The organism is Cupriavidus sp. GW822-FHT03E04 (assembly GCF_058801495.1).
The window spans coordinates 278100-300682 of sequence record NZ_JBXANI010000004.1 but is presented as its reverse complement, the minus strand read 5'-3'; the positions used below and the strand labels follow the sequence as shown (position 1 = coordinate 300682).

16 protein-coding genes are annotated in these 22583 nt (G+C 64.9%); 8 read left to right on the top strand and 8 right to left on the bottom strand.

The window, feature by feature from the left end; translation table 11 throughout:
- Positions 1-230 precede the first annotated feature (230 nt).
- Both AC1RQC_RS07115 and AC1RQC_RS07110 read right to left on the bottom strand, forming a co-directional pair.
- The gene (locus AC1RQC_RS07115; RefSeq protein ID WP_492882786.1) at positions 231-1868 is read right to left on the bottom strand and encodes a methyl-accepting chemotaxis protein; all 1638 of its coding nucleotides are present in this window, start codon (positions 1866-1868) and stop codon (positions 231-233) included.
- A 381-nt stretch (positions 1869-2249) separates the two neighbouring features.
- Positions 2250-3863, bottom strand: a complete 1614-nt coding sequence (locus AC1RQC_RS07110; RefSeq protein ID WP_492373427.1) for an EAL domain-containing protein — start codon at positions 3861-3863, stop codon at positions 2250-2252.
- A gap of 472 nt (positions 3864-4335) precedes the next feature.
- On the opposite strand from AC1RQC_RS07110, the gene AC1RQC_RS07105 reads away from it, so the two are divergent.
- The 3 genes from AC1RQC_RS07105 to AC1RQC_RS07095 all read left to right on the top strand — a co-directional run bounded on the left by AC1RQC_RS07105 (position 4336) and on the right by AC1RQC_RS07095 (position 8578).
- Positions 4336-5175: a tetratricopeptide repeat protein gene (locus tag AC1RQC_RS07105; RefSeq protein WP_492882785.1), complete on the top strand. Its 840-nt coding sequence runs from the start codon at positions 4336-4338 to the stop codon at positions 5173-5175.
- Between the two features lie 321 nt (positions 5176-5496).
- Positions 5497-6540, top strand: a complete 1044-nt coding sequence (locus tag AC1RQC_RS07100; protein WP_492882783.1) for a transporter — start codon at positions 5497-5499, stop codon at positions 6538-6540.
- Between the two features lie 49 nt (positions 6541-6589).
- Positions 6590-8578 (top strand): alkyl/aryl-sulfatase, encoded by a 1989-nt coding sequence (locus AC1RQC_RS07095; RefSeq protein ID WP_492882781.1) that lies wholly within the window; start codon positions 6590-6592, stop codon positions 8576-8578.
- A 23-nt stretch (positions 8579-8601) separates the two neighbouring features.
- Here the strand turns inward: AC1RQC_RS07095 and AC1RQC_RS07090 are convergent, their stop codons facing one another.
- Genes AC1RQC_RS07090 through AC1RQC_RS07080 form a run of 3 tightly spaced genes read right to left on the bottom strand, consistent with a single transcriptional unit; the run spans position 8602 to position 12990 of the window.
- Positions 8602-10194, bottom strand: coding sequence for a hypothetical protein (locus tag AC1RQC_RS07090; RefSeq protein WP_492882780.1), 1593 nt, complete (start codon positions 10192-10194; stop codon positions 8602-8604).
- On the bottom strand, positions 10172-11449 hold the full coding sequence (locus tag AC1RQC_RS07085) for an ATP-grasp domain-containing protein (RefSeq protein WP_492882778.1): 1278 nt from the start codon (positions 11447-11449) through the stop codon (positions 10172-10174). Before AC1RQC_RS07085 ends, AC1RQC_RS07090 begins: the two co-directional genes overlap by 23 nt.
- Positions 11446-12990, bottom strand: a complete 1545-nt coding sequence (locus tag AC1RQC_RS07080) for a pyridoxal phosphate-dependent decarboxylase family protein (protein ID WP_492882776.1) — start codon at positions 12988-12990, stop codon at positions 11446-11448. Before AC1RQC_RS07080 ends, AC1RQC_RS07085 begins: the two co-directional genes overlap by 4 nt.
- A gap of 280 nt (positions 12991-13270) precedes the next feature.
- Between AC1RQC_RS07080 and AC1RQC_RS07075 the strand changes: the two genes are divergently transcribed.
- A complete protein-coding gene (locus tag AC1RQC_RS07075) occupies positions 13271-14677 on the top strand; it encodes an MFS transporter (protein ID WP_492828895.1) in 1407 nt (468 codons plus the stop codon).
- Between the two features lie 1010 nt (positions 14678-15687).
- On the opposite strand, the gene AC1RQC_RS07070 is transcribed toward AC1RQC_RS07075, so the two are convergent.
- The 3 genes from AC1RQC_RS07070 to AC1RQC_RS07060 all read right to left on the bottom strand — a co-directional run bounded on the left by AC1RQC_RS07070 (position 15688) and on the right by AC1RQC_RS07060 (position 18638).
- Positions 15688-16662: a Bug family tripartite tricarboxylate transporter substrate binding protein gene (locus AC1RQC_RS07070; RefSeq protein ID WP_492828897.1), complete on the bottom strand. Its 975-nt coding sequence runs from the start codon at positions 16660-16662 to the stop codon at positions 15688-15690.
- Positions 16663-16825: 163 nt separating this feature from the next.
- Complete coding sequence (locus AC1RQC_RS07065) at positions 16826-17638, bottom strand: SDR family oxidoreductase (RefSeq protein WP_150993598.1); 813 nt, start codon at positions 17636-17638, stop codon at positions 16826-16828.
- 106 nt (positions 17639-17744) lie between these two features.
- Positions 17745-18638 carry an IclR family transcriptional regulator gene (locus tag AC1RQC_RS07060; protein WP_492376753.1) on the bottom strand — a complete coding sequence of 298 codons (894 nt, stop codon included), beginning with the start codon at positions 18636-18638 and terminating at the stop codon, positions 17745-17747.
- A gap of 439 nt (positions 18639-19077) precedes the next feature.
- Here AC1RQC_RS07060 and AC1RQC_RS07055 point away from each other — a divergent pair, with 439 nt between their 5' ends.
- The 4 genes from AC1RQC_RS07055 to AC1RQC_RS07040 are packed head-to-tail and all read left to right on the top strand — an operon-like array spanning position 19078 to position 22449.
- Complete coding sequence (locus AC1RQC_RS07055) at positions 19078-19941, top strand: branched-chain amino acid ABC transporter permease (protein WP_150993602.1); 864 nt, start codon at positions 19078-19080, stop codon at positions 19939-19941.
- Between the two features lie 10 nt (positions 19942-19951).
- Positions 19952-20998: a branched-chain amino acid ABC transporter permease gene (locus AC1RQC_RS07050; RefSeq protein ID WP_492882775.1), complete on the top strand. Its 1047-nt coding sequence runs from the start codon at positions 19952-19954 to the stop codon at positions 20996-20998.
- Complete coding sequence (locus AC1RQC_RS07045; protein WP_150993389.1) at positions 20991-21755, top strand: ABC transporter ATP-binding protein; 765 nt, start codon at positions 20991-20993, stop codon at positions 21753-21755. Before AC1RQC_RS07050 ends, AC1RQC_RS07045 begins: the two co-directional genes overlap by 8 nt.
- Positions 21742-22449 carry an ABC transporter ATP-binding protein gene (locus tag AC1RQC_RS07040; RefSeq protein ID WP_174425292.1) on the top strand — a complete coding sequence of 236 codons (708 nt, stop codon included), beginning with the start codon at positions 21742-21744 and terminating at the stop codon, positions 22447-22449. The genes AC1RQC_RS07045 and AC1RQC_RS07040 overlap by 14 nt, the downstream gene beginning before the upstream one ends.
- Positions 22450-22583: the final 134 nt, after the last annotated feature.

Genomic DNA, 22583 nt, shown 5'->3' with positions numbered 1-22583 from the left:
ATTTCTGGACTTATATTTATTAAGAAGAAACTTAATAGCGCAACGTACCCCGGCGTGCCGCGACGTGGAATGTGCTGCTTTGTCCTCCAGCATATGAGAATCCGTAATTACCATATAATTTAATTACCGTAATCCAGGATAAAAATCATTTTTCCCAATGTGCCAGCGGCACCCGGGATGACTCCGGGGCGCTGGCCCACGCCAGCCATGCCGGGAACGCAAGTGCGCGATCAGGCCACTGCGGCGGCGCGCTGGAGGCGTGCGTCCCGTTCGCTCGCCGGCGCATGCGGCCGCCCGGCGCCGCCGGCGCCCGGCAGGCGGAAGAACGCCACCACCTCGTTGAGCTCCTGGCCCTGTTCCTGCAGCGCCCGGGATGCGCTGGCGGCCTGTTCCACCATGGCAGCGTTTTGCTGGGTCACCTGGTCCATCTGCGAGATCGCCAGGTTCACCTGCTCGATGCCGCGGCTTTGTTCCATCGATGCGCTGGCAATGTCTTCCACGATGCTGCTCACGCGCGCGACCGCCTTGGTCACCGAGCTCATGGTCTGCCCGGCTTCGCCCGCCAGCGTGGAGCCGTCCTGGATCTGCTGGAGCGAGCCCGCGATCAGTTCCTTGATCTCCTTGGCGGCGCTTGACGAGCGTTGCGCGAGGCTGCGCACCTCGCTGGCCACCACGGCAAAGCCGCGGCCTTGCTCGCCGGCGCGGGCAGCTTCCACCGCGGCGTTGAGCGCGAGGATATTGGTCTGGAAGGCGATGCCTTCGATCATGCCGGTGATGTCGGCAATCTTGGTGGAGCTGGCGCTGATGCCCTGCATCGTATCGACCACGCGGCCAACCGCCGTGCTGCCGCTCTGCGCGATATCGGCGGCCTCGCGGGCCAGTTCGTTGGCTTGCCGGGCGTTCTCGCTGCTCAGGCGTACCGTAGTGGTCAGCTCTTCCATGCTGGCGGCGGTTTCCTCAAGCGATGCCGCTTGCTCTTCGGTGCGCTGGCTCAGGTCCGCATTGCCCGCGGCGATCTGCGCCGATGCCCCGGCGATGCTTGCGCTGCTCTCGCGCACGCGGGAAACGATCTCCGTCAGGCGCGCGTTCATGTCGCGCAGGGCCGACAGAAGGCGGCCGGTCTCGTCCCGCGCTACTACGGCAATCTGGCTGCCCAGATCACCGCGCGCTACCGTTTGCGCCACGTCCACGGCCGTTTGCATGGGCCGGGTGATGGAGCGCGTGATCAGCAGGCCGCTCACCGCGGCGAGCACCATGGTGCAAATGGACATGACGATCAGCAGGTTGCGCTGCGCGGCATAGTCCTCCTCCAGCCTGCGCACCGTATCGACCTGGCGGCCTTTGGTGAACTCGGTATAGGCATCGGTCGCCTTGACCAGCGCCCCTAGCAAGGGGCGGCATTCGTCGTTCATCTTGAGGATGGCCTCGTCGCGCTTGGCGGCGAGCGCGAGGTCGACGATGGCGATGGCCACGGGACCATAGCGCGACTCCACGCGATCGATCTCGCGCACCAGGTTGCGCGCGGTGTCACTGGCGTCGCTGTCGCGCGACACCATGTCCTTGAGCTTTGCCAGCTGCGCCTGCACATCGTCATGTGCGCGTAACGCGGCTGCCTTCTCCAGGGTCAGGTCCTCGGGCCTGGTGACGAGAGCCAGGTTGCGCGCCGCGATGGCACGCCGGTCGACAGCGGTCCGCACCTGCGCGGCGACTTCGGCGCGCGCGTTGATGCCATGCAGGTAGCGGGAAAAGCCGTCCGTGGTCTGGCTCAGCGCGCGTAGCGACAAAGCGGAAATGGATAGCGCGATGGCGGCTAGCAGGCTAAAGCTCAGCACGAGCTTGCCCTTGATGGTCAGGCTGTTGAAATTCACGATTTAATCCCCTTGTCCCGTTGGGACGTTGGTGCTGCGGAATGGTCCATGAGTCATGGCTTGAATCGCCAATGCGAACCGTTGCGCTGCAATCCCGTTCCCGCTTTTCCTATTTGTGATGATCTGGGCGATCGTCTTCGCGTCGCGCCGTCTTGTTATGGCCTAAACAGCACAATTCCAAATGCATACGGAAGCACGCTGCAGAATGGCTAACGGCAAGAAATCGGAAGATATCCCCCCTCCTGGAGAGGGGCAGGCTTTATGGAATTCGGCCAAGTAGCGCCGGGGCCGCTTTGCGTTGCGCAAGCGGGCGTTAATGGGGAGCGTTAAGGTCTCAACCAGCAAGCGGCGTGGTGTCACCCACTGGTCGAATCCGCAGGCTCAAGCCGGCAATGGGTCCGGCATGGTCTCCTGGGCGGCCTCGGTGACACGGGGACGGTTGTGGCGCCACGCCGCCAACTCCCCCGCCCCCAACGGCGCAGCGAACAGATAGCCTTGCGCCCAATGCACACCGTGCTGTCGCAGGTAGGCGGCCTGCACCTCGTTCTCGATCCCCTCGGCAGTCAGCTCCAGATGCAGCCGCTGGCCCAGGCCGATGATGGTGTCGAGCACCACGGCGTTGACGGAGTCCGTGCCGATGCCCATGACGAACGAGCGATCGATCTTGAGGAAATCGGCATGGAGCTGTTCAAGGTAGGACAGCGAACTCTGCCCCGTGCCGAAGTCGTCGAGCGCCAAGAGCACACCCTGCGCGCGCAGGTGCGCGATGTTGCGTTGCACCTGCTCGTCGTTCGGCAGTGCTTCGCGCTCGGTCACCTCCAGGACCAGCAGTGGCCCGTCGGGGCCGAGCTTGCCCAGGAGCCGCTGCACATCAGCGACGAATCCGGGCGTCGCCAGGTGGGAAGCGCTGACATTGACACCGATGTGGTCACGCGGCCCCAGCCCCAGGCCTGGCAAGTCGGCGGCCACCAGATCAAAGATATGCCGAGTCAGGTCGCCGATGAGGCCATTGTCTTCGGCCAGCGGGATGAAGATGTCCGGCCGGATATTGCCCCGGCCGGGCCGGTGCCAGCGGACCAGGGCCTCGAGCCCGCTGCACTCCCCCGTGGCCAACCGGATGACCGGCTGGTAGACCATGTGGAACTCGCGCTGGCGCATGCCTCGGTAGATCTCGTTGACCAGCGACAAGCGCCGCCTGCAGAACAGATGCGCCAGGTATCCCGAGAGCAGCGCCGCCAGTACCAGGAAAGGCGCGTAGTGACGCCACAGCTCATGGCGGTAGGCAGTGATCAGCGCCGGTGCGACCGCGACGCGCACCTCGATGGGAAAGGCGGCGGACTTGGCCAGCTTCATGCTGTTCCGGTAGCGCGGGCCGGTTGTCGTCGCCAACGGCGCACCGGTCGGCAACTGGCGCAGCGAGTCGCTGAGCAGGATCTGGACCTGGAACTGGCCGCTGTACGAGGCGGCTGCCTGAATGTCCAGCAGGTACTGCCCGTCGATCACGGCCAGCACGCCCGAGCCGTTGCCGATGCCTCGCGAGACGATGACCGCGGGCCGGTCCGGGACCAGGGAGGTGCCCGCGCTCGGGGTGATCCGCGGCCCCAATGGCAAGCTGGTCATCGCGTCGAATGCCAGGGTGAGCGGGATATCGTTGACCTTGCCCAGGACCGGCGAGCAGTAGAGCTTCTCTTCATGAACCAGGATGAGCGAGCGGAAATACGGACTCAGGGTGCTCGCCCGCGTGAGTTCGCCGATCACCTCCTGGCATGGCTTGCCGAGCAGCGCCATGGATTTGTCGACATTGGCGGTGACCACGCCGAGGATGTTGTCCATCTGCTTCTGGATCGACACCGCCGTGACCAACGCTTCGCCGTCGGCGCGTTGCCTTCCCTGCAGGAATACCAGCGGCACCATGACGAGTGCGGGGATCAGCATGGCTGCCAGCACGATTGCCGGGTGCCAGTATTGCTCACGCCGAAGCTTGATGATCTGCACGTTCGATGCTCCTGCGCGTGACGTGCAGTCGGGAGGCCAAGTTTAGGTACCCCATCCCTGCTGACGTGCTCGCGCTACGGTGTGATTGATGTGTACTCGTCCGGGCCCGCCATGCGTCCAGGCCCCACCTTCAGCACGACAACCGCTGCAATCCAGGTCGACTTCCCGATGATCTTGTGTTTGTCTCGCGAGCGTTCCCTTTACCTTGCTGCATCCTGGCCGGGGCCCTCATTTTTAGTAAAAATCCTAAATTTAGAAGATGGATCTTACAATAAGGCATCGCTTAGGCGGCGAATTCCATAATCACCGCAACCTCTCTCGCATTGATGTCGGTGCAGTGACCGGCCCGGGCATAGCGATCGATTCCGCTCGAAGGGATCGGTTGCGGCCGACGCTTGCATTTTAGGACTTGTCCTATTCTCTTGACGGCATGCCGCCAGTAAGCTTGCGCCTTGCCTTACCGAGAAGCGAAATGAAGCACAACGAAACGCGCCGTACCTTGACGCTCGGGCTCGCCGCCATTTCCATGGCCGCGGGCAGCGCCTGGGCTGGCGAGGCCCAGGACCTGTACGCGGCGATGATCAGTGGCAAGTGCGTGCCCGCCGCCGCCACCTTGCAAGCGCGCGCCAAGGCTGGCGTGGCCGCGGCCCAGGGCCATCTGGGCATTGCCTATGTCCGCGGCGCCTGCGTCAAGAAGGACATGCAGGCAGGCGTGGCCTGGCTGCGCAAGGCCGCCGCGCAGGGCGACGCGGATTCGCGCAATGAGCTTGGTAGTCTCTATTCGACGGGCGATGGCGTGCCCAAGGACTATGCGCAGGCGAGGCGCTGGACCCGCCTGGCGGCCGAGCAAGGCTACGGGCCGGCCCAATACAACCTGGCACTCCAGTACCACTTCGGAGAAGGCGGGCCGGTGGATGATCGCGAGGCGGTCATATGGCTGCGCAAGGCGGCCGTGCAGGGCCTTGCGGACGCGCAGGCGAACCTGGGCGCCATGTTGATCAAAGGCGAAGGCATGGTCCTGAGCAACAAGCGCGAAGGCGTGCATTGGCTGCGCAAGTCCGCCATGCAAGGCCATCCCACCGGCCAGAACAACCTGGCGGCAGCCTACGAGAATGGCTGGGGCGTGGCGCGCAACCTGGTACTGGCCTACGCCTGGGTGCTGCTGTCGACCCGCGAGGCCAAGCCGGGTTCGGAGGACATGACGCTGCGCACCGGAATGGCCGCGGAACTGACCGCCAAACAGCGCGCCGAGTCCGAGCGGCTGGCGCGCGAGTGGAGGGCGGGACAAGACCTCACGACGACGATGCCATGAGCGGAGGATGAGCCGCGGCAGATCATCGACCCTCGTTGAATAGTTCCTGCATCAACGTCTTGGCAAGCGCGCCGGGTTCGCCGCCGAGGCCTGCCTGCGGCTCCGACTCACTCGCACGGCCGACTATCCGTTCAATCGCGCCGATGAACGACTGTCTTGGGCCATAGCCGATCGGCTTTTGACCCCTGTAACGCCGACTCAAAAGATGTGCCTGCTTCGGCTATCGCTATCCCTGGTTGCACTTCACTCGCGCCTGAATCAGCCGGTCATCCACCGATGATCACTTATTGCGTTTCACTTCGCATCAGATTGGGAGCATTCATGCGAAATAGCATTACCCCGGCCGTTCGTTCCATACGCCGCGCGCTGGGAAAACAAGCAATGAAATGCGGCAAGAACTTAACGGCCGCACGCACTTCGCGCAGGCCCGCATGGCAACGCCATCTCGACACCGTTCGATTGAACCCATCGGCCGCGGCGTTGTTGTTTGGCCTGCTGCCTGGTATTGCAGCTGCCGATGGCGCGCGGGACTGGATGAATCTCCCGATCGACACGAATCTGGTCTATCTCTACTACAACCATGTTCAGTCCAACACGCAACTGGACACGACCCTTCCAGTGCAGGGGGTCAACGCCACCATGAACATGGCGTTGGCCCGCTATGCATATTCCTTTCCGGTGGCAGGCAAGACCGGTGGCATCCAGTTCCTGCTGCCCTACAGCTGGGCGAGCGCCAACGTCGATAGTTCCATGGCCCCGCTGGCGTCGCGCGAGTTCAGCAAGAACGGCGCGGGCGACCTGACCGTTGTGCTCGCGGCCAACCTGTTTGGCGCGCCGGCACTGACTCAGGAAGCATTTGCAAAGGCCACACCGCAGACGCTTCTTACCTCGGCCGTCTTCCTTACCGTCCCCACCGGGCAGTATGACCGGAACAAGCCCGTCAATTTCGGTGGAAATCGTTGGGTGATCAAGCCACAGCTTGCATTCAACTACCCTTTTGGCAAGTCGATGCTGTCCGTCAATGGCAATGTCTCGTTCTACACCGAGAACGGCGAGTACTTCCAGCCGGATGGTCACGGAAAGCTACAGCAAGCGCCGTTAGGAACGCTGGAAGCGCACTACAGCTACAGCTTCAACCGCGCGCTGTGGGCGGCGGTGGACATGGTCTACAGCAACGGGGGGCAGACCAGAATCAACGGCATCAAGCAAGACAATGCGCAGAACACGCTCAAGCTTGGCGTCAGCGGAAGTTTCAATTTCACCCCTACGGATGCCGTGGCGGCTTCCTTCCTCAAGACCGTCAGCACGCCAGCAGGGGCCGCTAATGTGAAGGTCTTTTCCATCAGCTACAACCACGCGTGGTAGTAGTCGACATCCTTGCAGTGAATACCCATAACAAGAAGAAGCGTTAAACATGAAGAACAGACTTGGTCCCCGGCGACGCCTGCTGGCAATGGCGTTCGCCCTGGCGAGCACCCCGGCACTCCTCTGCGCGCAATCCGCCCCGGCGCCTGGCAAACCTGCCACTGACCTGACCCGGCAAGCCAACGCCGCGGTGCTCAAGGCGCTTCCGTTCAACGACCGGACCGACTTCGAATCGGCCCAACGCGGGTTTATCGGCACCACACCTGACCTTGTCATTCAGGCGGGCAATGGCAAGCACGCGGCCTGGAACCTGCCGGCATACGATTTTCTCAAGGCCGAGACGGCGCCCGACACCATCAATCCCAGCCTGTACCGTATGGCCCAGCTCAATATGTTCAACGGGCTGTTCGCCGTTGTCGACCGCGTCTACCAGGTACGCGGCTTTGATCTGTCAAACATGACGATGATCGAAGGCGACACCGGACTGATCCTGATCGATCCGTTAATGAGCAGGGAAACCGCGAAAGCCGCGCTTGACCTGTATTACCAGCACCGGCCGCGCAAGCCGGTCGTGGCAGTGATCTACACCCACAGCCACGTGGATCACTATGGCGGCGTCAAGGGCGTCGTGAACGAGGCGGATGTCAAGGCTGGCAAGGTAAGGATCCTGGCGCCCGAGGGCTTCCTGGAAGAAGCGGTCAGCGAGAATATCTACGCCGGTACCGCCATGAGCCGCAGGGCCACGTATATGTATGGGTCGCTATTGCCGCGCGGGCCGCAAGGCCAGGTCGATGGTGGACTCGGCAAGAGTACCTCGCTTGGCGAGGTCACCTTGATCTCCCCCACCGATTCGGTGACAAAGACCGGCGAGACCCGCACGATTGACGGCGTGCAGATGGAGTTCCTGATGGCGCCCAATACCGAAGCGCCCGCGGAAATGCTGATCTGGCTGCCTCAGTTCCAGGTGCTCAACATGGCCGAGGATGCCACGCACACGCTCCACAACCTCTATACGCTGCGCGGCGCCCAGGTGCGCGATGCCAGGGAGTGGTGGAAGACCGTCAACGAAGCGGCCAATCGCTATGGCGTGCGCGCCAAGGCCGTGATCGCCCAGCACCATTGGCCGACCTGGGGCGACGCCATCGTGCCATTCCTGGAGAACCAGCGTGACATGTTCAAGTACCTTCACGACCAGACGCTGAATCTTGCCAACCAGGGCTACACGCCGGTGGAAATTGCGGAGATGCTGAAACTCCCCGACAGCATTGGCAAGCAATGGTACAACCGGGACTACTATGGCTCGGTCAATCACAACGCCAAGGCGGTCTACCAGCGTTACCTCGGCTGGTATGACTCCAACCCCGCAAACCTGTACAAGCTGCCGCCCACCGAGGCAGCCGTGCGTTACGTGGCGTTCATGGGCGGCGCGAAGCGCGTCATCGACAAGGCCCGGCAATCGTTCAAGGAAGGCGACTATCGCTGGGTGGCGGAAGTGATGAACCACGTTGTCTTTGCCGATCCGGATAACAAGGAGGCGCGCGAACTGGGCGCCGATGCGCTGGAGCAGCTCGCCTACCAGACCGAGAGTCCCACATGGCGTAACGAATTCCTGATGGGCGCCCTGGAATTGCGGTGCGGCACCGTCAAGCTACCGGGCGCCGGCGTGGCCTCGGCGGATACGGTGAATGCGATGACCGCCGACATGATCCTGGACTACGCCGGCATCCGCCTGAATGGGAAGAAGGCAGCCGGGAAGACGCTCAATGTCAACTGGATCAATCCGCAGACCAACGAGCAGTACGCGATCGAGTTGCGCAATTCGGTCCTGATCTATACCGTCGGGAAACAGCTCCCCAAGGCGGATGTCACGATCACAACCAACAAGCTCGGCCTGGCCAGCGTGCTGGGCGGGGCGACCACACTGAGCAAACTGTCGCAGGCGGGAGGGGCAAAGGTGGAAGGCGCTGGCGAGAAATTCGACGAACTCGCGGGCATGCTCGACACATTCAAGCCTGACTTCAATATCGTGACGCCGTAGTCCGCGAGAAAACGCGAGTGTATTTATGAAAAGGCGGTATCCAGCACTGGCGCAACGCCAACGTCGCGCGTGGGGGTATGCACAAGGGCGGAGACCATATCCAGGCATGCCAGGGCCTGGCCGATGAGGTGCCGCTCCTGATCCGGGTCTCGCGCCGCCTGGACTACCAGCCTGGCGCTCATGCACAGCCGCAAGGCGCTGACCGGGACACCTGCCCTGTGGCCGCTGTCCACGGGCTGGCCAAGCTGGTAGGCCACGCCTGCGTCGGCGCTCCCCGGCGCCTGGACCCGGCGAAAGATGGCGGCCGTCTCCTCCCGGCTGAGCGCGGCCCTGCCGCCTCCCGGCTGGCATCGGTACAGCAGGAAGGGGTGAATGGTCTGGATCTCGTCCCAGTGGGATGGCGCGTTCAGCGCGGTGCGGTCCAGCGCCGGCACCGCCAGCGCGGCAAAGGCGGGATCGCTGCCCAGCCTTTGCTGGATGGCACTGGCAAAACGCCGCAGAATGCCAGCGGCTTGCCCGGCCGGCACCGCGAGGAATTCGCGCAGCTCGTGGATCGCAGCCTGCCAGCGCAGCAGCAGGCCGAAGTTCGCATAACTGCCGAGCGCCTGCGCGCTTGCCCAGCCTTGCGGCCATTCCTCGCGCGCGGAGTACAGGCGCAGCTCCGCCGGGACGCCGCGCTCGCGTAGTGTCTTGCCCATGGCCGCTGGCAGCAGCAAGGCGCCGGAAAACGAAGGCCCGGTCACAAACTTGGAGCCGGTCAGCGCCACCATGCAGCCGTTGCGCAGGTAGGCCTGGAGCGTACCCGGCTCAATGCGGAACTGGCAGGCGTCGACCAGGACCTGCACCGCCGAGGGCCAGCGGCGATGCAGCGCCGTCACGCACGCAATGCTCGGCGCGATGCATCCGGTCTTGGAGATGTCGATCTGCACCAGCAACACCTGGCGTCCGTCTTGCACGGCCTGGCTGACGAGCGCATCGATTTGCGCATCGACCACGCTCGCATCCCGCAAGCTGCCGTCCGCATTGCGGATCGGCACATCGAGGATGTCGCTGGCGCAGGCCTGGCTCAGCGACTCGCCCGGGATGGTGGTACGGCCCAGTGCGTTGTACGTGCTGAAGTGGCGCCCGGCGAGCGCGGCGGCCACGCCGCTGCCGCTCTCGGCCTCGCCGGCCAGGATCACCAGCGGCCGGCCCTGAACGCCAAGAACACCCGCATCGCCCGCATCGCTGCCGGCCCCATCGGCCGCCACCCGCGCGGCAACGCGCGCCGCGAGCAGGTGCACATCGGTGCCGGAAGCCGAGAAGACAAGCCCGGTGCCAAGCGCATCGCCAATGCCGCACAGCGCCAGCAACTCGCCGCGCAGCCGGTCCAGCTCGCGGCGATACAGCTCGGCCGCGCTCTGGTGCGGCAGCGCCGCGGCAAGCCGGTTGCGCAGCACGTCCACCTCGGCGAACGCGGCGGGAGAAATCCCCGAGGACGTGGAGGAGCCAAAGGGAACCAGCCCCGTCGAGGCGAGCGGCTGGCAACCGTACTTGTTACGGCCGGTCTCCGGATCCAGCGCGATGCGGTGGTCCCCGCCGCTGACCAGCAGGTCAGCCGTCGATGGCAGCGGCATCGTGCGCGTCCACGCGGTCGGCATGGGCCTGGCTGGCGTTGATCAGCATGGCGCGGAACGCCGCGAAGATCTTGTGCATCTGCGGCTGCTTGTACGGGAAGAGGTCAACCGGATCGATATCGTGCACCACCATCGCCGTATCGGCCTCGAACACCAGCAACGCACCATCCGGCGTCTCGGCGCAATCCAGGCCCACGTAGTCAAGGCCCAGCCGCTCCTGGATCCGTGCGAGGGCATCCTTGTGGCGCAGCGCGAAGGTGTGGTCGAAGTCGCGCATGATGGCGGCTTCTTCATCCCGCTTGGCCGCGCTCTCGGCCATGCCGGCATTGAGATAGTGGATCATCCAGTGCTCCGAGATGCCGACGTGGCACACATAGGCGCGCCCTTCGATCAGCACCAGCCGGTATTTGCGGAACTGGCCGTCATCGTTCCGGTAATCGATGAAGTAAGAGACATAGAAAGCCGGCTCGTCCGTCTGCGCCAGGTAGCCGGCGAGTTCGGCCGCGTCGCCGATCTTCTCCAGGCCCTTGCCCGCATGCGAGCCAAGCGGCCTGACGATGATCGGGAAAGCGCCCTCGCCCAGCACCGACGAGATCGCTGCCTGCCCGCTGGCGATGCCTGCCAGCACCTGGCGATCCACCCGCAGCGTCGGCGGCATGCACACGCCCGGCGCCGAGGCCAGCAACGACGCCGCCCGGTCCCGCGAGAGCTGTTGCAGGCGATCCGGCTGGTTCAGCACCGGGCGCGGCCAGATTGCCGCGAGCGCGCGCAGGTGCTCCAGCACGGGCTGGGTACGGTCGGATTCGCCAACCGCGATGAACAGCAAGTCGTGCTCCGGCACGGCCTGCGGCAGCGGGTTCTCCGGCGTGACGTAGAGCGCATCGAGCGCCACGTCGGAGTTGCCCAGCAGGCACTCCAGCGGCGTGTTGGCCATCAGGTCGCCCGACACCATGATGGCCAGCACGCGCAGGCGGGCTTCGCCATTGCGCAGGGTCGGCAAGTGATAGAGCTGGCGCGCCTGCAGCGCCTCGGCCTGCATGGTCATGGCCAACGCGTGATCGCCGATGAGCTGCAGGACCAGCGAGAGATCCATCAACGCATTGGCATCGTCCGGCTGCGCCTGCAGGTGGTTGATCAGCTCGGCGCCGAGCGGGCGCAGGTCCTCGTTCTGATGGGCCGCCCGCAGCAGGTGGCGCAGGCCGATCAGGGTGTCAGGGGCCGGCGTCATGTTGGCGGAATCAAGAATTGCGTTCATTGTGGTAGGCCGCTGGCTTCGCGAACGGGTACGGGTGATATGGCGCTCAGCGACCGGCCAAGCGCGAGAGTGGCGTTCAGCAAGACATCGATATCCTGCGGCGCGCTGCGATGATTGAAGAGCGCAACCCGGATCGCAAAGCGAGCGTCGAGCACGGTCGACGAAGGCGCGGCGAGGCCGGATTCCTGCAGGGCGACAACAAGATCGCGGTTGAGCTGTTCGATGACGCCGTTCGCATCGGCATCAACATTGGCGCTGGCATTCGCGCCGATAAAGCGGAAGCAAACGATGTTGAGCGATACCGGCGCCAGCAACTCAAGCTCCGGCTCGGACTCGATGCGCCGCGCGAGTTCCTGCGCCAGGGTGCAGGTGTGGGCGATCATGCCGCCCAGCCGCTCGGTGCCGTAGACCTTGATCGTGAACCAGGTCTTCAGCGCACGGAAGCCGCGCGACAGGTCCGGCCCGAAATCGCAAGGCCAGGGGGAGCCGGCCGCCATGCCGCGCTCGCCGCGGCTGAGGTACGTGCCCTCGTGCGTGGCAAAGGTGCGCAGGTGCAATTGCCGGTCGCGGACCACAAAGAAGCCGGCGTCATAGGGGACCTGCAGCCACTTGTGAAAATCGAAGGCGATCGAATCCGCCTGCTCGATGCCGCGCAGGCGCGGCGCCAGTTGGGGGCACAGCATGGCCAGGGCGCCAAAGGCACCATCGACATGAAAATGCAGTTGCTCCCGGCGGGCAATGCGCGCGATCTCGGCCAGGTCGTCGATGGCGCCCGTATCCACGGTGCCGGCGGTGCCCACCACAAGAAATGGCTGCAAGCCGGCAGCGCGATCGACGGCAATAGCGGCGGCAAGGCACGCCATATCCATGCGCCCCATCTCGTCAACGGGAATCGAGCGCAGATTGTCCTTGCCGAGGCCGGCCAGGTCCATGCCCTGGGCGATGCAGCCATGCGCCCGGGTGGAGGTGTACGCCGTCAGGGGCCGCGATGTCTGCCCCATGCCGGTTGACCGTACCTCGGCCCCGAGCGCCCGGGTCCGGGCGACCAGCACGCCGGACAGGTTGGCCATGGAGGAGCCGGTCAGGAACAGGCCGCTGGCATCCTCGGGAAAGCCGAACAGCTCGATCACCCAGCGCAGCACCTGCCACTCCACCTCCACCGGGATATGGTCGCGCCCACCCAGGTTGGCATTGAGCCCGGCCGCCAGCATTTCCGCCAGCATCCCGACCGGCGTGCCCCCGCCGTGCACCCAGCCCATGAAGCCGGGATGCGCGTTGCCCACGGCAAATGGCAGGATGCTGTCCATGAAGGTCTCATGCACCTGATCCAGCCCGCTGCCCTCCCGCGGCAGGGACTCGCGGAAGCGTGCGCGCACCGCGTCGGGAATCGGCTGCCAGACCGGGCGGGCACGGATGCCCTGGAGGTGGTCCAGCATATCGTCGAGCATGCTGTGCCCCTGCGCCCTCAGCGCGCTCCAGTCGACGGGATCGAGACTAGTGGTGACTGGCTGCCAGCAGCCCTGGGTGGTTGGTGTTGACATGGCTAATGGCGGTCCGGAAAACGCTGCGTCCCCATGGGAGGTGCGGTTCGCGACCTGGTTTCCGGGACATCGTGCCGGGGATCATAGCGCTGGGCCAGCAGGGCATTTGGTGGAGTACGGCCGGTTTTCCGCCCTATTTCTCTGCGACCGAAAAACAACACTGCCGGCGCTGCCTTACCACATTCCAATCATTTGCGAGTGCCGCTCCGCGAGACGATAATTGTGTCGTCAAGCATCTAATGTATTGCTCGCGCCACTCCTTCAGCAGCCGCCCTCCCTCATGCAGCCACACCAAGGCTTACCCTATCCCCAACGCTCCTGGGCCATCCTCACCGTGTTTTGCGGCCTGATCATGGCCGTGCTCGATGGCTCGATCGCCAATATCGCGCTGCCCTCGATCTCGCGCGAGCTGGCGGCCGACCCGTCCAGCACCATCTGGGTGGTCAACGCCTACCAGCTCACCGTCACGGTGTGCCTGCTGCCGCTATCCTCGCTGGGCGACATCCTTGGCTACAAGCGCGTGTACCGCGGCGGCCTGGCGATATTCCTGGCGGGCTCGCTGTTGTGCGCGCTGTCGCCCAACCTGCCGGTGCTGGTGGCCGCGCGGGTGCTGCAGGGCATCGGCGGCGCCGGCATCATGAGCGTGAACACGGCGCTGGTGCGCTTTATCTATCCGCCCACCAAGCTGGGCCGGGGCATCGGGCTGAACGCGCTGGTGGTGGGCATCACCATTGCCGTGGGGCCCTCGGTGGGCGCGCTGATCCTGTCGGTGGCGAGCTGGCCGTGGCTGTTCGCCATCAACGTGCCGGTGGCAATCTTTGCGCTCGCGCTGGCCCGCACCGCACTGCCGGCGACGCCGCCCCAGCCGCGCAGCTTCGACTATCGCAGCGCGCTGCTCTCGGCCGTGGTCTTTGCCTTGTTCATCCTGGGCGTGGACGGCGCGGGCCACGCGCAATGGCGCCCCGCCGCCGCCGCCGGCCTGGTGGTGGCAGCGTTGCTGGGATGGTGGCTGGTACGCATGCAGCGCGGCAAGCATGCGCCGCTGGTGCCGGTGGACCTGTTCGCCAGCCGCGCCTTCACGCTGGCGGTGGGCACGTCGTTCTGCTCCTTCATGGCGCAGATGCTGGCCTTCGTGGCGCTGCCCTTCTACCTCGAATACCAGCTTGGCCGCACGCTGCACGAGACGGGGCTGCTGATCACGCCGTGGCCGCTGATGGTGGCCATCATGGCGCCCATCTCGGGACGCCTGTCCGATCGCTATCCCGCCAGCATCCTGGCCGGCATCGGGCTGGCCTTGCTCGGGAGCGGGCTGATCGGCCTGGCGACACTTGGGCCGGAAGCGTCCAGCTTTGCCGTGTGCTGGCGCATGGCCATGTGCGGATTGGGATTCGGGCTATTCCAGTCGCCGAACAACCGCGCGATGATTGGCGCCACGCCGCCGGCGCGCAGTGGCGGCGCTAGCGGGGCGCAGGCGACAACGCGGTTGCTGGGGCAGACCACCGGGACAGCTGTTGTGGCGTTGTTGTTTAGTGTTGATGCCAGCGGGGCGGCTCGGGTGGCGCTTTTTGTTGCCGCGGGGGTGGCGCTTGTGGGGGCAGTGGTTAGTTTTAGCCGGTTGCGGAGTGGGAGTGGGAGTGGGCCTGCGGTGCGGGTGGGGGTGGGCGTGGCCGCTGAGGCGGATTTGTGATTTTCTTGTTGGTGTTGGATTTTGGGGCCATACGACATCGCCCAGCAGGGGGTTTCGCTGTTTATTTCATCGGCGATGGCGCTTGCACCCAAGAGCCATACGACATCCCCCTGCGGGGGCTGCCGGTCACTCTTCTTTGCGTCGGCAAAGAAGACTAACGAGAAGAAAGCCGACCCTGCCGGGAGCAGAGCAATAAGGCTGTTCAGCCTCGGTGGTTGCGTCGTACGGCCCGGAGTGTTGGCTGGCCTTTGCCATACCGGCTTGGAGGGCATCGAAAATGCATGACCCAATGGTCACGTGGTGGTGCCCCTGATCGCTTTGCTCGGTGCGCGTTCGGGCATCTGCCGTTCGCGGTGCGCAGCACCACGATCCTGCCTGCCTTGGTGGTTTCGTGGTTTTGTCTCTGACGGCGGGCTCTCCCGGGTATTTGATGCCCTGCCGTACGGGCGCTACCGGCGCCTTACTCTCGGCCCCCCTGGTTTCGTGGTGAGCACCGTGGCCCGTGCGCGAGGGCCGCGCTCGCACCCACGGCGCTCGTCCTCCGAGACAAAACCACGAAACCAGCCACACCCGAAACGGCGCAGCCCCTCGCACCGCGAACGGCAGATGTGTGAATGGTCACCGCGCACGAGGTCAGGGGCATCACCACGTAACCCATGGGTCATGCAGAAATGATGTCCTTGGGGCCGGTAGGATCGGCTAGCCAACACTCAGGGCCGTACGACGAAACCACCGAGGCTGAACAGCCTTATTGCTCTGCTCCCGGCAGGGTCGGCTTTCTTCTCGTTAGTCTTCTTTGCCGACGCAAAGAAGAGTGACCGGCAGCCCCCGCAGGGGGATGTCGTATGGCCCTTGGGTGCAAAAACCAACGCTGCTAAAAGAAACAACGACCAACCCTAAAGACCGATGTCGTACGGCCCACGGGTCCAAAAACCATCGCCGCCAAAAGAAACAGCGACCAACCCCGCAGAGCGACGTCGTATAGCCCCTAGCCCCAAAATCCAACACCTTTACTCCGCCTTAGCCCCCGAATCCCTCACCACCTTCGCCCACTTGGCAATCTCAACCTTCTGATAACCCGCCAACTTCTCCGGCGTACCAAGAATAGGATCCAGCCCCAAGGTCTTGAGCTTGGCTTGCACATCGGGAAGCTGGTAAATCCGGTTGAGCTCGGTGTTCAGCTTGGCGATCACATCCTTGGGCGTATTCGCCGGTGCAAAGATCGCAAACCACGAGTCCGCATCAAACCCGGGCAGCCCCTGCTCTGCCAGCGTGGGAATATCCGGCGCCGAATGCGAGCGTTTCGCGCTGGTCACGCCAAGCGCCCGCACCTTGCCCTCCTTGATCACCGGCAGCGCCGACGGCAGGTTGTCGAACATCATGCTGATATGGCCGCCGAGCAGATCGGGAATGGCCATGGCGCGGCCCTTGTAGGGCACGTGGGTGAGCTTGACCCCAGCCAGGGAGTTGAACATCTCGCCCGCCACATGCGGCGAGGTGCCGATGCCCGGCGTGCCGAAAGTCAGGGCGCCCGGCTTGGCCTTGGCCAGCGCGATCAGCTCCGCCACGTTCTTGGCCGGCACGGAAGGGTTGACCACCAGCACGTTGGGCGTGGAGGCGACCAGGATCACCGGGGTGAAATCCTTGACCATGTCGTACGGCATCTTGCTGTAGAGCGCGCCGTTGATGGAGTGCGTGCCGACCGTGCCCAGCGCCAACGTGTAGCCATCCGGCGCGGCATGCGCGACGGCCTCGGCGCCGATGTTGCCGCCTGCGCCCGGCTTGTTGTCCACCACCACGGGCTGGCCCCACGAGGGTGAGATTTTTTCGGAGAAGATGCGCGCCAGGATGTCGGGCGCGCCACCGCTGGGAAAGCCCACCACCATCCGGATGGGCTTGGAAGGATAGGTGTCGGCATGGGCCGAGGGCACGGCGAAGGTGGCGCAGGCGGCCAGGACGGCAGCTGCGAAAGGTTTGCAACGCATGGTGTGTCTCCCGATGTTCGGTTTTATTCTGGTGTCGGACTGATCTTGCACGCGGCCAGCGCAAAGGGGCGAAGGGGCGAAGCCTTGCACCCGTGCGCCGGCAGCGGTAACTCAACTGACTGTTCTGACTGTTCTGAACGTTGCGCGGGGTTTCACGCCACGCTTAAACCACCGTGCCGCCGAACTCCGCCATCACTTTATCGTGCAGCCGGCGCATTCCCTTTAGCCAACGATCGTAATCTTGTCCTTTGCGCTGGTAATACTCGAGCACTTCCGGATGCGGCAGGATCAGGAAGCGCTCGTCCTTCACGCCTTCCAGCGTGACCTGTGCCACGTGCTCGGGCGTGACCGAGCCGGCCTGCAGGAAGCCCTTGCGCTCGCCATCCTCGCCGAACAGCATGCGCGTCTGCACGCCCTGCGGGCAGATGCAGCTGACCTTGATGCCGCGATCGCCGTAGGTGATCGACAGCCACTCGGCAAATCCGATGGCGGCGTGCTTGGTCACTGCATAGGGCGCCGAGCCGATCTGCGACAGCAGGCCGGCGGCCGATACGGTGTTGACGAAATAGCCATCGCCGCGCGCCAGCATCTGCGGCAGCACCGCGCGCGAGGCGTGGATGTGGGCCATGACGTTGATCTCCCAGATGCGCTGCCATTCCTCGGCGCTGGCATCCAGGCCCTTGCGCAGGATGATGCCGGCGTTGGAGCAGAACACATCGATCTGGCCGAAGCGTTGCGTGGCCTCATCGGCCAGCGCCTGCACGGCGGCAGCATCGGCCACGTCGGTTTGCTGCGCGAACACCTGGCAGTCCGGGCTGGCCTTGGCCACTTCCTCGGCTACCGCCTGCGCGCCCTTGCCATCCAGGTCGGCCACGGCCACGCCGCGCGCGCCGCCGGCGGCAAATGCCAGCGCCAGCGCGCGCCCGATGCCGGTGGCGGCACCCGTCACCACCACGGTCTTGTTGCGAATCTCCATCTTTGTCTCCTTTGTTTGCTATGTCTGTATTGCCAGCTAGATGTGTGGCCCTGGGGCCGTGAGAAAGCGATACGTGGCGATGGCATCGATGGCGCGCATGGCACAGCTATCCACGCCCCTGCCACAGACGGCTCTGCAGCGCTTCGGCCAGCTCGCGGATGCGCGGGCCAAGATTGCCGTCGAGGATTTCCGGCGTCAGCCGCGTAGCCGCGCCGCCGATGTTGATGGCCAGTACTTCCGCGCCGTCTTCAAGCACCACGGGCGCGGCCGCGCCGCTGACCGTGCGGTCCCACTCCGCGTGGGCCAGGCAGAAGCCGCGCTTGGCGTAGTCGCGCAGCGCGCGCTCGAGCTTGATGCGGATCGCGGGCCAGCGTGCGCCGTAGTGGCGCTCCAGGTCGGCCAGCACGGCGGCGCGCCGCTCCGGCTCCAGCCCGGCCAGCCACGCGCGGCCAATGGCGGAGGTGGCGGTGGGCAGGCGCGAGCCGGGCGCCAGCCGCATTACCAGCGCGCCGCGCGGCTGGCAGACTTCCAGGTACACCATCTCATGGCGGTCCGATGTGGCAAGCGCCACCGTGCAGTCGGTGGCAAACGCCAGCGATTGCATCAGCGGCTGCGCGATCTCGCGGATGCCCGAGCCGGCGAGGTAACGCTGGCCAAGCACCATCGCGCCCTGGCCGAGCCGGTACTTCTCCAGCGACGCCGAGTAGATCAGATAGCCCAGGCTGGTGAGCGTGTAGGTCAGGCGTGAAACCGTGGGACGCGGGATGCCGGCGCGCCGCGCCAGTTCCGCATTGCCAAGGTAATCGTCGTGCGGGCCGAAGGCGCGCAGCAGGTCCAGCCCACGCGCCAGCGCGGTGACAAAATTGCGGTCGTCACGGTCGATGTCCGGTTCGCCACCGTGGTGCGGCGCATCGGCGGCGCGCACAGGCGTGGCATGCGCGCCGCCGGGCAAGCAAGCGGAGGAGGCAGGCGAGAGCGGGATCGACGAGGTGCGCTTCATACGTGGCGATAACGCTTGGCTACTGGGTGCGGGAAGCAGACCTGTGGCCGCCTTTGGAGATGGCGGGCCGGAGGTAAGCCGGCTATTTCGCTGTGCGGAAGACTATTCCGTATTTCTTGACTGTGCCTCAGGCCGTATGCAACAGTCAATGAAAACGAACGATCGTGCTGGAACATACCTACGCAGACATGCGTAGCGCTTCACGGTACACGACGACACCGCACCCGGGGCCTGCACGGCAGGCCATTGCCGCATCGCACAGGAGACCAAGCATGCATCACGCCATTCACCAGGCCGCACCGCCCCGCGGCTGACTTTCGCCCCGCCTGACCAAGTGGCCCCCGCATTGTTTTTTGCGCGGCGCCGCCATTTCCACGCAGCCCGCAGCGCGGCTTGCGTGCCTTCGTTCGTGATTCGAAAAGTCGCATGAGGTAAGCCCGTGACATTGTTTCTTCAACAAGTCCTCAACGGCCTGACGCTGGGCGGCGTATATAGCCTGGTGGCGTTGGGCCTGACGCTGGTCTACGGCATCCTGCACGTGCCCAATTTCGCGCATGGCGCCTTCTACATGGCAGGCGCCTACGTCTCGTACTACTTGATGACGTCGCTGGGCATGAACTACTGGCTGGCGATGGGCGCCGCCGCCATCGCGGTGGCGGCGCTGTCGATGCTGGCCGACCGGCTGGTGTTCCATCCGCTGCGCAACGCGCCGGAGCTGCACGACATGATCGCCGCCATCGGCATCATGCTGTTCCTCGAAGCCGGCGCGCAGGCAATGTGGGGCGCCGACTTCCATCGCATGCCCACGCCTTATGGCCAGATGGTGGAAGTGATGGGCCTGACCGCGCCGGCGCAACGGCTGCTGATCATCGCCGCCGCCTTCGGGCTGATGGTGCTGCTGCACCTGTTCCTCACGCGCACCGTGACCGGCTCCACCATCGTGGCGATGGCGCAGAACCGCGAGGGCGCGGCGCTGGTGGGCATCGACGCCACGCGTGTCACGCTGCTGGTGTTTGCCATCTCCGGCGCGCTCGCCGCCATTGCCGCCACGCTCTACGCGCCGATCAACCTGGTCTACCCGAGCATGGGCAACCTGGTCATCACCAAGGCCTTCGTCATCATCATCCTCGGCGGCATGGGCAGCATTCCCGGCGCCATCGTGGGCGGACTGATCATCGGCATGGCCGAGAGCTTCGGCGGCTTCTACGTCTCGACGGACTACAAGGACATCATCGCCTTTGCGCTGCTGGTGCTCATCCTGTCGATCCGGCCCCAAGGCCTGTTTGCCGGCAAGGCCGCATAAGGAGCGCACCATGACAAAGACACTGCAAGGCAAGACCGGCTGGGCCCTGTTGCTGGCGCTGGCCATCGCGTTCCCGCTGGTCACGCCCAACAGCTACTACCTGACGGTGATGACGCTGGCCTTCATCTACGCCATCGCCACGCTGGGGCTGAACCTGATCACGGGCTATACCGGCCAGCTCAACCTGGCGCACGGCGGCTTCATGGCCATCGGCGCTTATACGCTGGGCATCCTCACGGTGGATCACCAGGTGCCGTTCTGGGCGGCGTTCGTGCTGTCCGGCGTGGTGTGCATGGTGGTGGGCTACTTCGTCGGCGTGGTATCGCTGCGGCTCAAAGGCCATTACTTCTCGATCTTCACGCTGTGCATCGGATACATCATCTACCTGCTGATCGAGAAGTGGGAAAGCCTGACGCACGGCACCGTGGGCCTGATCGGCATCCCGGTGCCGGCCTCGGTGGGCCCGCTCGCGTTCGACAACGTGCAGGCGCAGTACTACCTGGTGCTGTTCTTCCTGGTGGCGGGCACCTTCCTGATGCACCGCATCGTCACTTCGCTGCTGGGCCGCAGCTTCATGGCCGTGCGCAACAGCGACGCGCTGGCGGAGGCGCTCGGCATCAACCTGATGCGCACCAAGGTGCTGTCGTTCGTGCTGTCGGTGGGCTATGCCGGCTTTGCCGGCGCGCTGTACGCGGGCCAGGTGCGTTTTCTCGGGCCGGACATCGCGCGCACCGACCTGACCTTCGAGATGGTGATGGCGATGCTGGTGGGCGGCACCGGCACGCTGCTGGGGCCGCTGCTGGGCGCGGTGCTGGTGCCGTGGATCACGCAGACGCTGCAGTTCCTGCAGGACTACCGCATGCTGGTGTTCGGGCCGGTGCTGGTGCTGCTGATCATTTTCGTGCCGGACGGCATCGTGGGCTCGTGGGCCAAGCGCCAGGCGCGCCGCGCCGCCGCTGCACGCCGCGGCGGCACAAGCCGCGAGCACCCGGCCGACGCGCCCGTCGCCGGCAACCCGAATGCAAACGCTGCGAACGCAGGGGCCGACCATGCTTGAGATCCGCAACCTGACCAAGAAATTCGGTGGCCTGAGCGCCGTGCACGATGTCTCGATCACCTTCGAGACGGGCCATATCAACGCCATCATCGGCCCCAACGGCGCGGGCAAGACCACCTTCTTCAACCTGATCGCCGGCACCCATGCGCCAACCTCCGGGCAGATCCTGCTCAAGGGCCGCAACGTGGCCGGCCTGCGCGCCGACCAGATCGCCCGCCTCGGCGTGGCCCGCACCTTCCAGGCCACGCACCTGTTCGACCGCGCCACCGTGCTGGACAACCTGATCGTTGGCCACCGGCTGCGCACGCAAGCGGGGCTGGCCGACGTGATCTTCAACACGCGCCGGCTGCGCGAGGAAGAGCGGCTGTGCCGCGCCAAGGCCGAGGAGGCGCTCGACTTCGTGGGCCTGGCGCACCTCGCGCATGAAGTGGCGGCGGACATCACGCAGGAAGAGCGCAAGCGCGTGGCCTTTGCGCTGGCGCTGGCCACCGATGCCGAACTGCTGCTGCTCGACGAGCCCGCGGGTGGCGTGAACCCCGAGGAGACCGTGGGCCTGGCCGAACTGATCCGCAAGATGGTCCGCCACGGCAAGACGGTCTGCCTGATCGAACACAAGATGGACATGATCATGCGGCTGGCCGACAAGATCATGGTGCTGAACTACGGCGAGAAGATCGCCGAGGGATCGCCCGCGCAGATCCAGCAAGACCCGCAGGTCATCGAAGCCTATCTGGGAGCCGACCATGTTGCAGCTTGAACGCGTTTCGCTTTCGTACGGGAGCTTTCGCGCGCTCGACAACATCACGCTGAACGCCGCCGCCGGCGAGCTGGTGGTGCTGCTGGGCGCCAACGGGGCCGGCAAGAGCTCGATCTTCATGGCGCTCAGCGGCATCCATCGCACCAGCGGCGGCAGCATGCGCTTTGACGGCCGCGAGCTGGCTGGCATGAAACCTTCGCAGATCGTGCAGGCGGGGCTGGTGCACTGCCCCGAAGGGCGCAAGCTGTTTCCCGCCATGAGCGTGCAGAAGAACCTGACGCTGGGCGCCTACGTGCACCGGCGCGACTCGGCCGGCATCAAGCGCTCGCTGGAAGAAGTCTTCGAGATGTTCCCGATCCTGCGGCAGAAAAAGGACGACCCGGCCGGCTCGCTGTCAGGCGGACAGCAGCAGATGGTGGCGCTCGGCCGCGCGCTGATGGGACGCCCGCGCACGCTGCTGCTCGACGAACCATCGCTGGGCCTGGCGCCACTGGTGGTCAAGCAGATGTTCGAGGTGATCCAGCGCATCAACCGCGCGGGCACCACGGTGCTGCTGGCCGAGCAGAACGCCTATGCGGCGCTGGGCATCGCCCACCGCGCGTATGTGATCGAGAGCGGCCGCATCGTGATGCAAGGCGACCGCGACACGCTGCTAAAGGATGAAGGAATTCGCCGCGCTTATATCGGTGGCTAGAGCGCGCCAAAGCCGTTGGAAATGACGACGGCAGTTACTCCCTCTCCCCTCAGGGGGAGAGGGTTGGGGAGAGGGGTGGCTTAGCTAGGAGCCACAAAAAGCAAAGCCAACGGTTTTGCGCAGCGCGGCGGCGC

Coding starts and splice junctions, on each gene's coding strand:
- AC1RQC_RS07105 (WP_492882785.1), top strand. CDS start 4,336: ATGAAGCACAACGAAACGCGCCGTACCTTGACGCTCGGGCTCGCCGCC.
- AC1RQC_RS07100 (WP_492882783.1), top strand. CDS start 5,497: ATGCGAAATAGCATTACCCCGGCCGTTCGTTCCATACGCCGCGCGCTG.
- AC1RQC_RS07095 (WP_492882781.1), top strand. CDS start 6,590: ATGAAGAACAGACTTGGTCCCCGGCGACGCCTGCTGGCAATGGCGTTC.
- AC1RQC_RS07090 (WP_492882780.1), bottom strand. CDS start 10,194: ATGCCGCTGCCATCGACGGCTGACCTGCTGGTCAGCGGCGGGGACCAC.
- AC1RQC_RS07085 (WP_492882778.1), bottom strand. CDS start 11,449: ATGAACGCAATTCTTGATTCCGCCAACATGACGCCGGCCCCTGACACC.
- AC1RQC_RS07080 (WP_492882776.1), bottom strand. CDS start 12,990: ATGTCAACACCAACCACCCAGGGCTGCTGGCAGCCAGTCACCACTAGT.
- AC1RQC_RS07075 (WP_492828895.1), top strand. CDS start 13,271: ATGCAGCCACACCAAGGCTTACCCTATCCCCAACGCTCCTGGGCCATC.
- AC1RQC_RS07070 (WP_492828897.1), bottom strand. CDS start 16,662: ATGCGTTGCAAACCTTTCGCAGCTGCCGTCCTGGCCGCCTGCGCCACC.
- AC1RQC_RS07065 (WP_150993598.1), bottom strand. CDS start 17,638: ATGGAGATTCGCAACAAGACCGTGGTGGTGACGGGTGCCGCCACCGGC.
- AC1RQC_RS07060 (WP_492376753.1), bottom strand. CDS start 18,638: ATGAAGCGCACCTCGTCGATCCCGCTCTCGCCTGCCTCCTCCGCTTGC.
- AC1RQC_RS07050 (WP_492882775.1), top strand. CDS start 19,952: ATGACAAAGACACTGCAAGGCAAGACCGGCTGGGCCCTGTTGCTGGCG.
- AC1RQC_RS07045 (WP_150993389.1), top strand. CDS start 20,991: ATGCTTGAGATCCGCAACCTGACCAAGAAATTCGGTGGCCTGAGCGCC.
- AC1RQC_RS07040 (WP_174425292.1), top strand. CDS start 21,742: ATGTTGCAGCTTGAACGCGTTTCGCTTTCGTACGGGAGCTTTCGCGCG.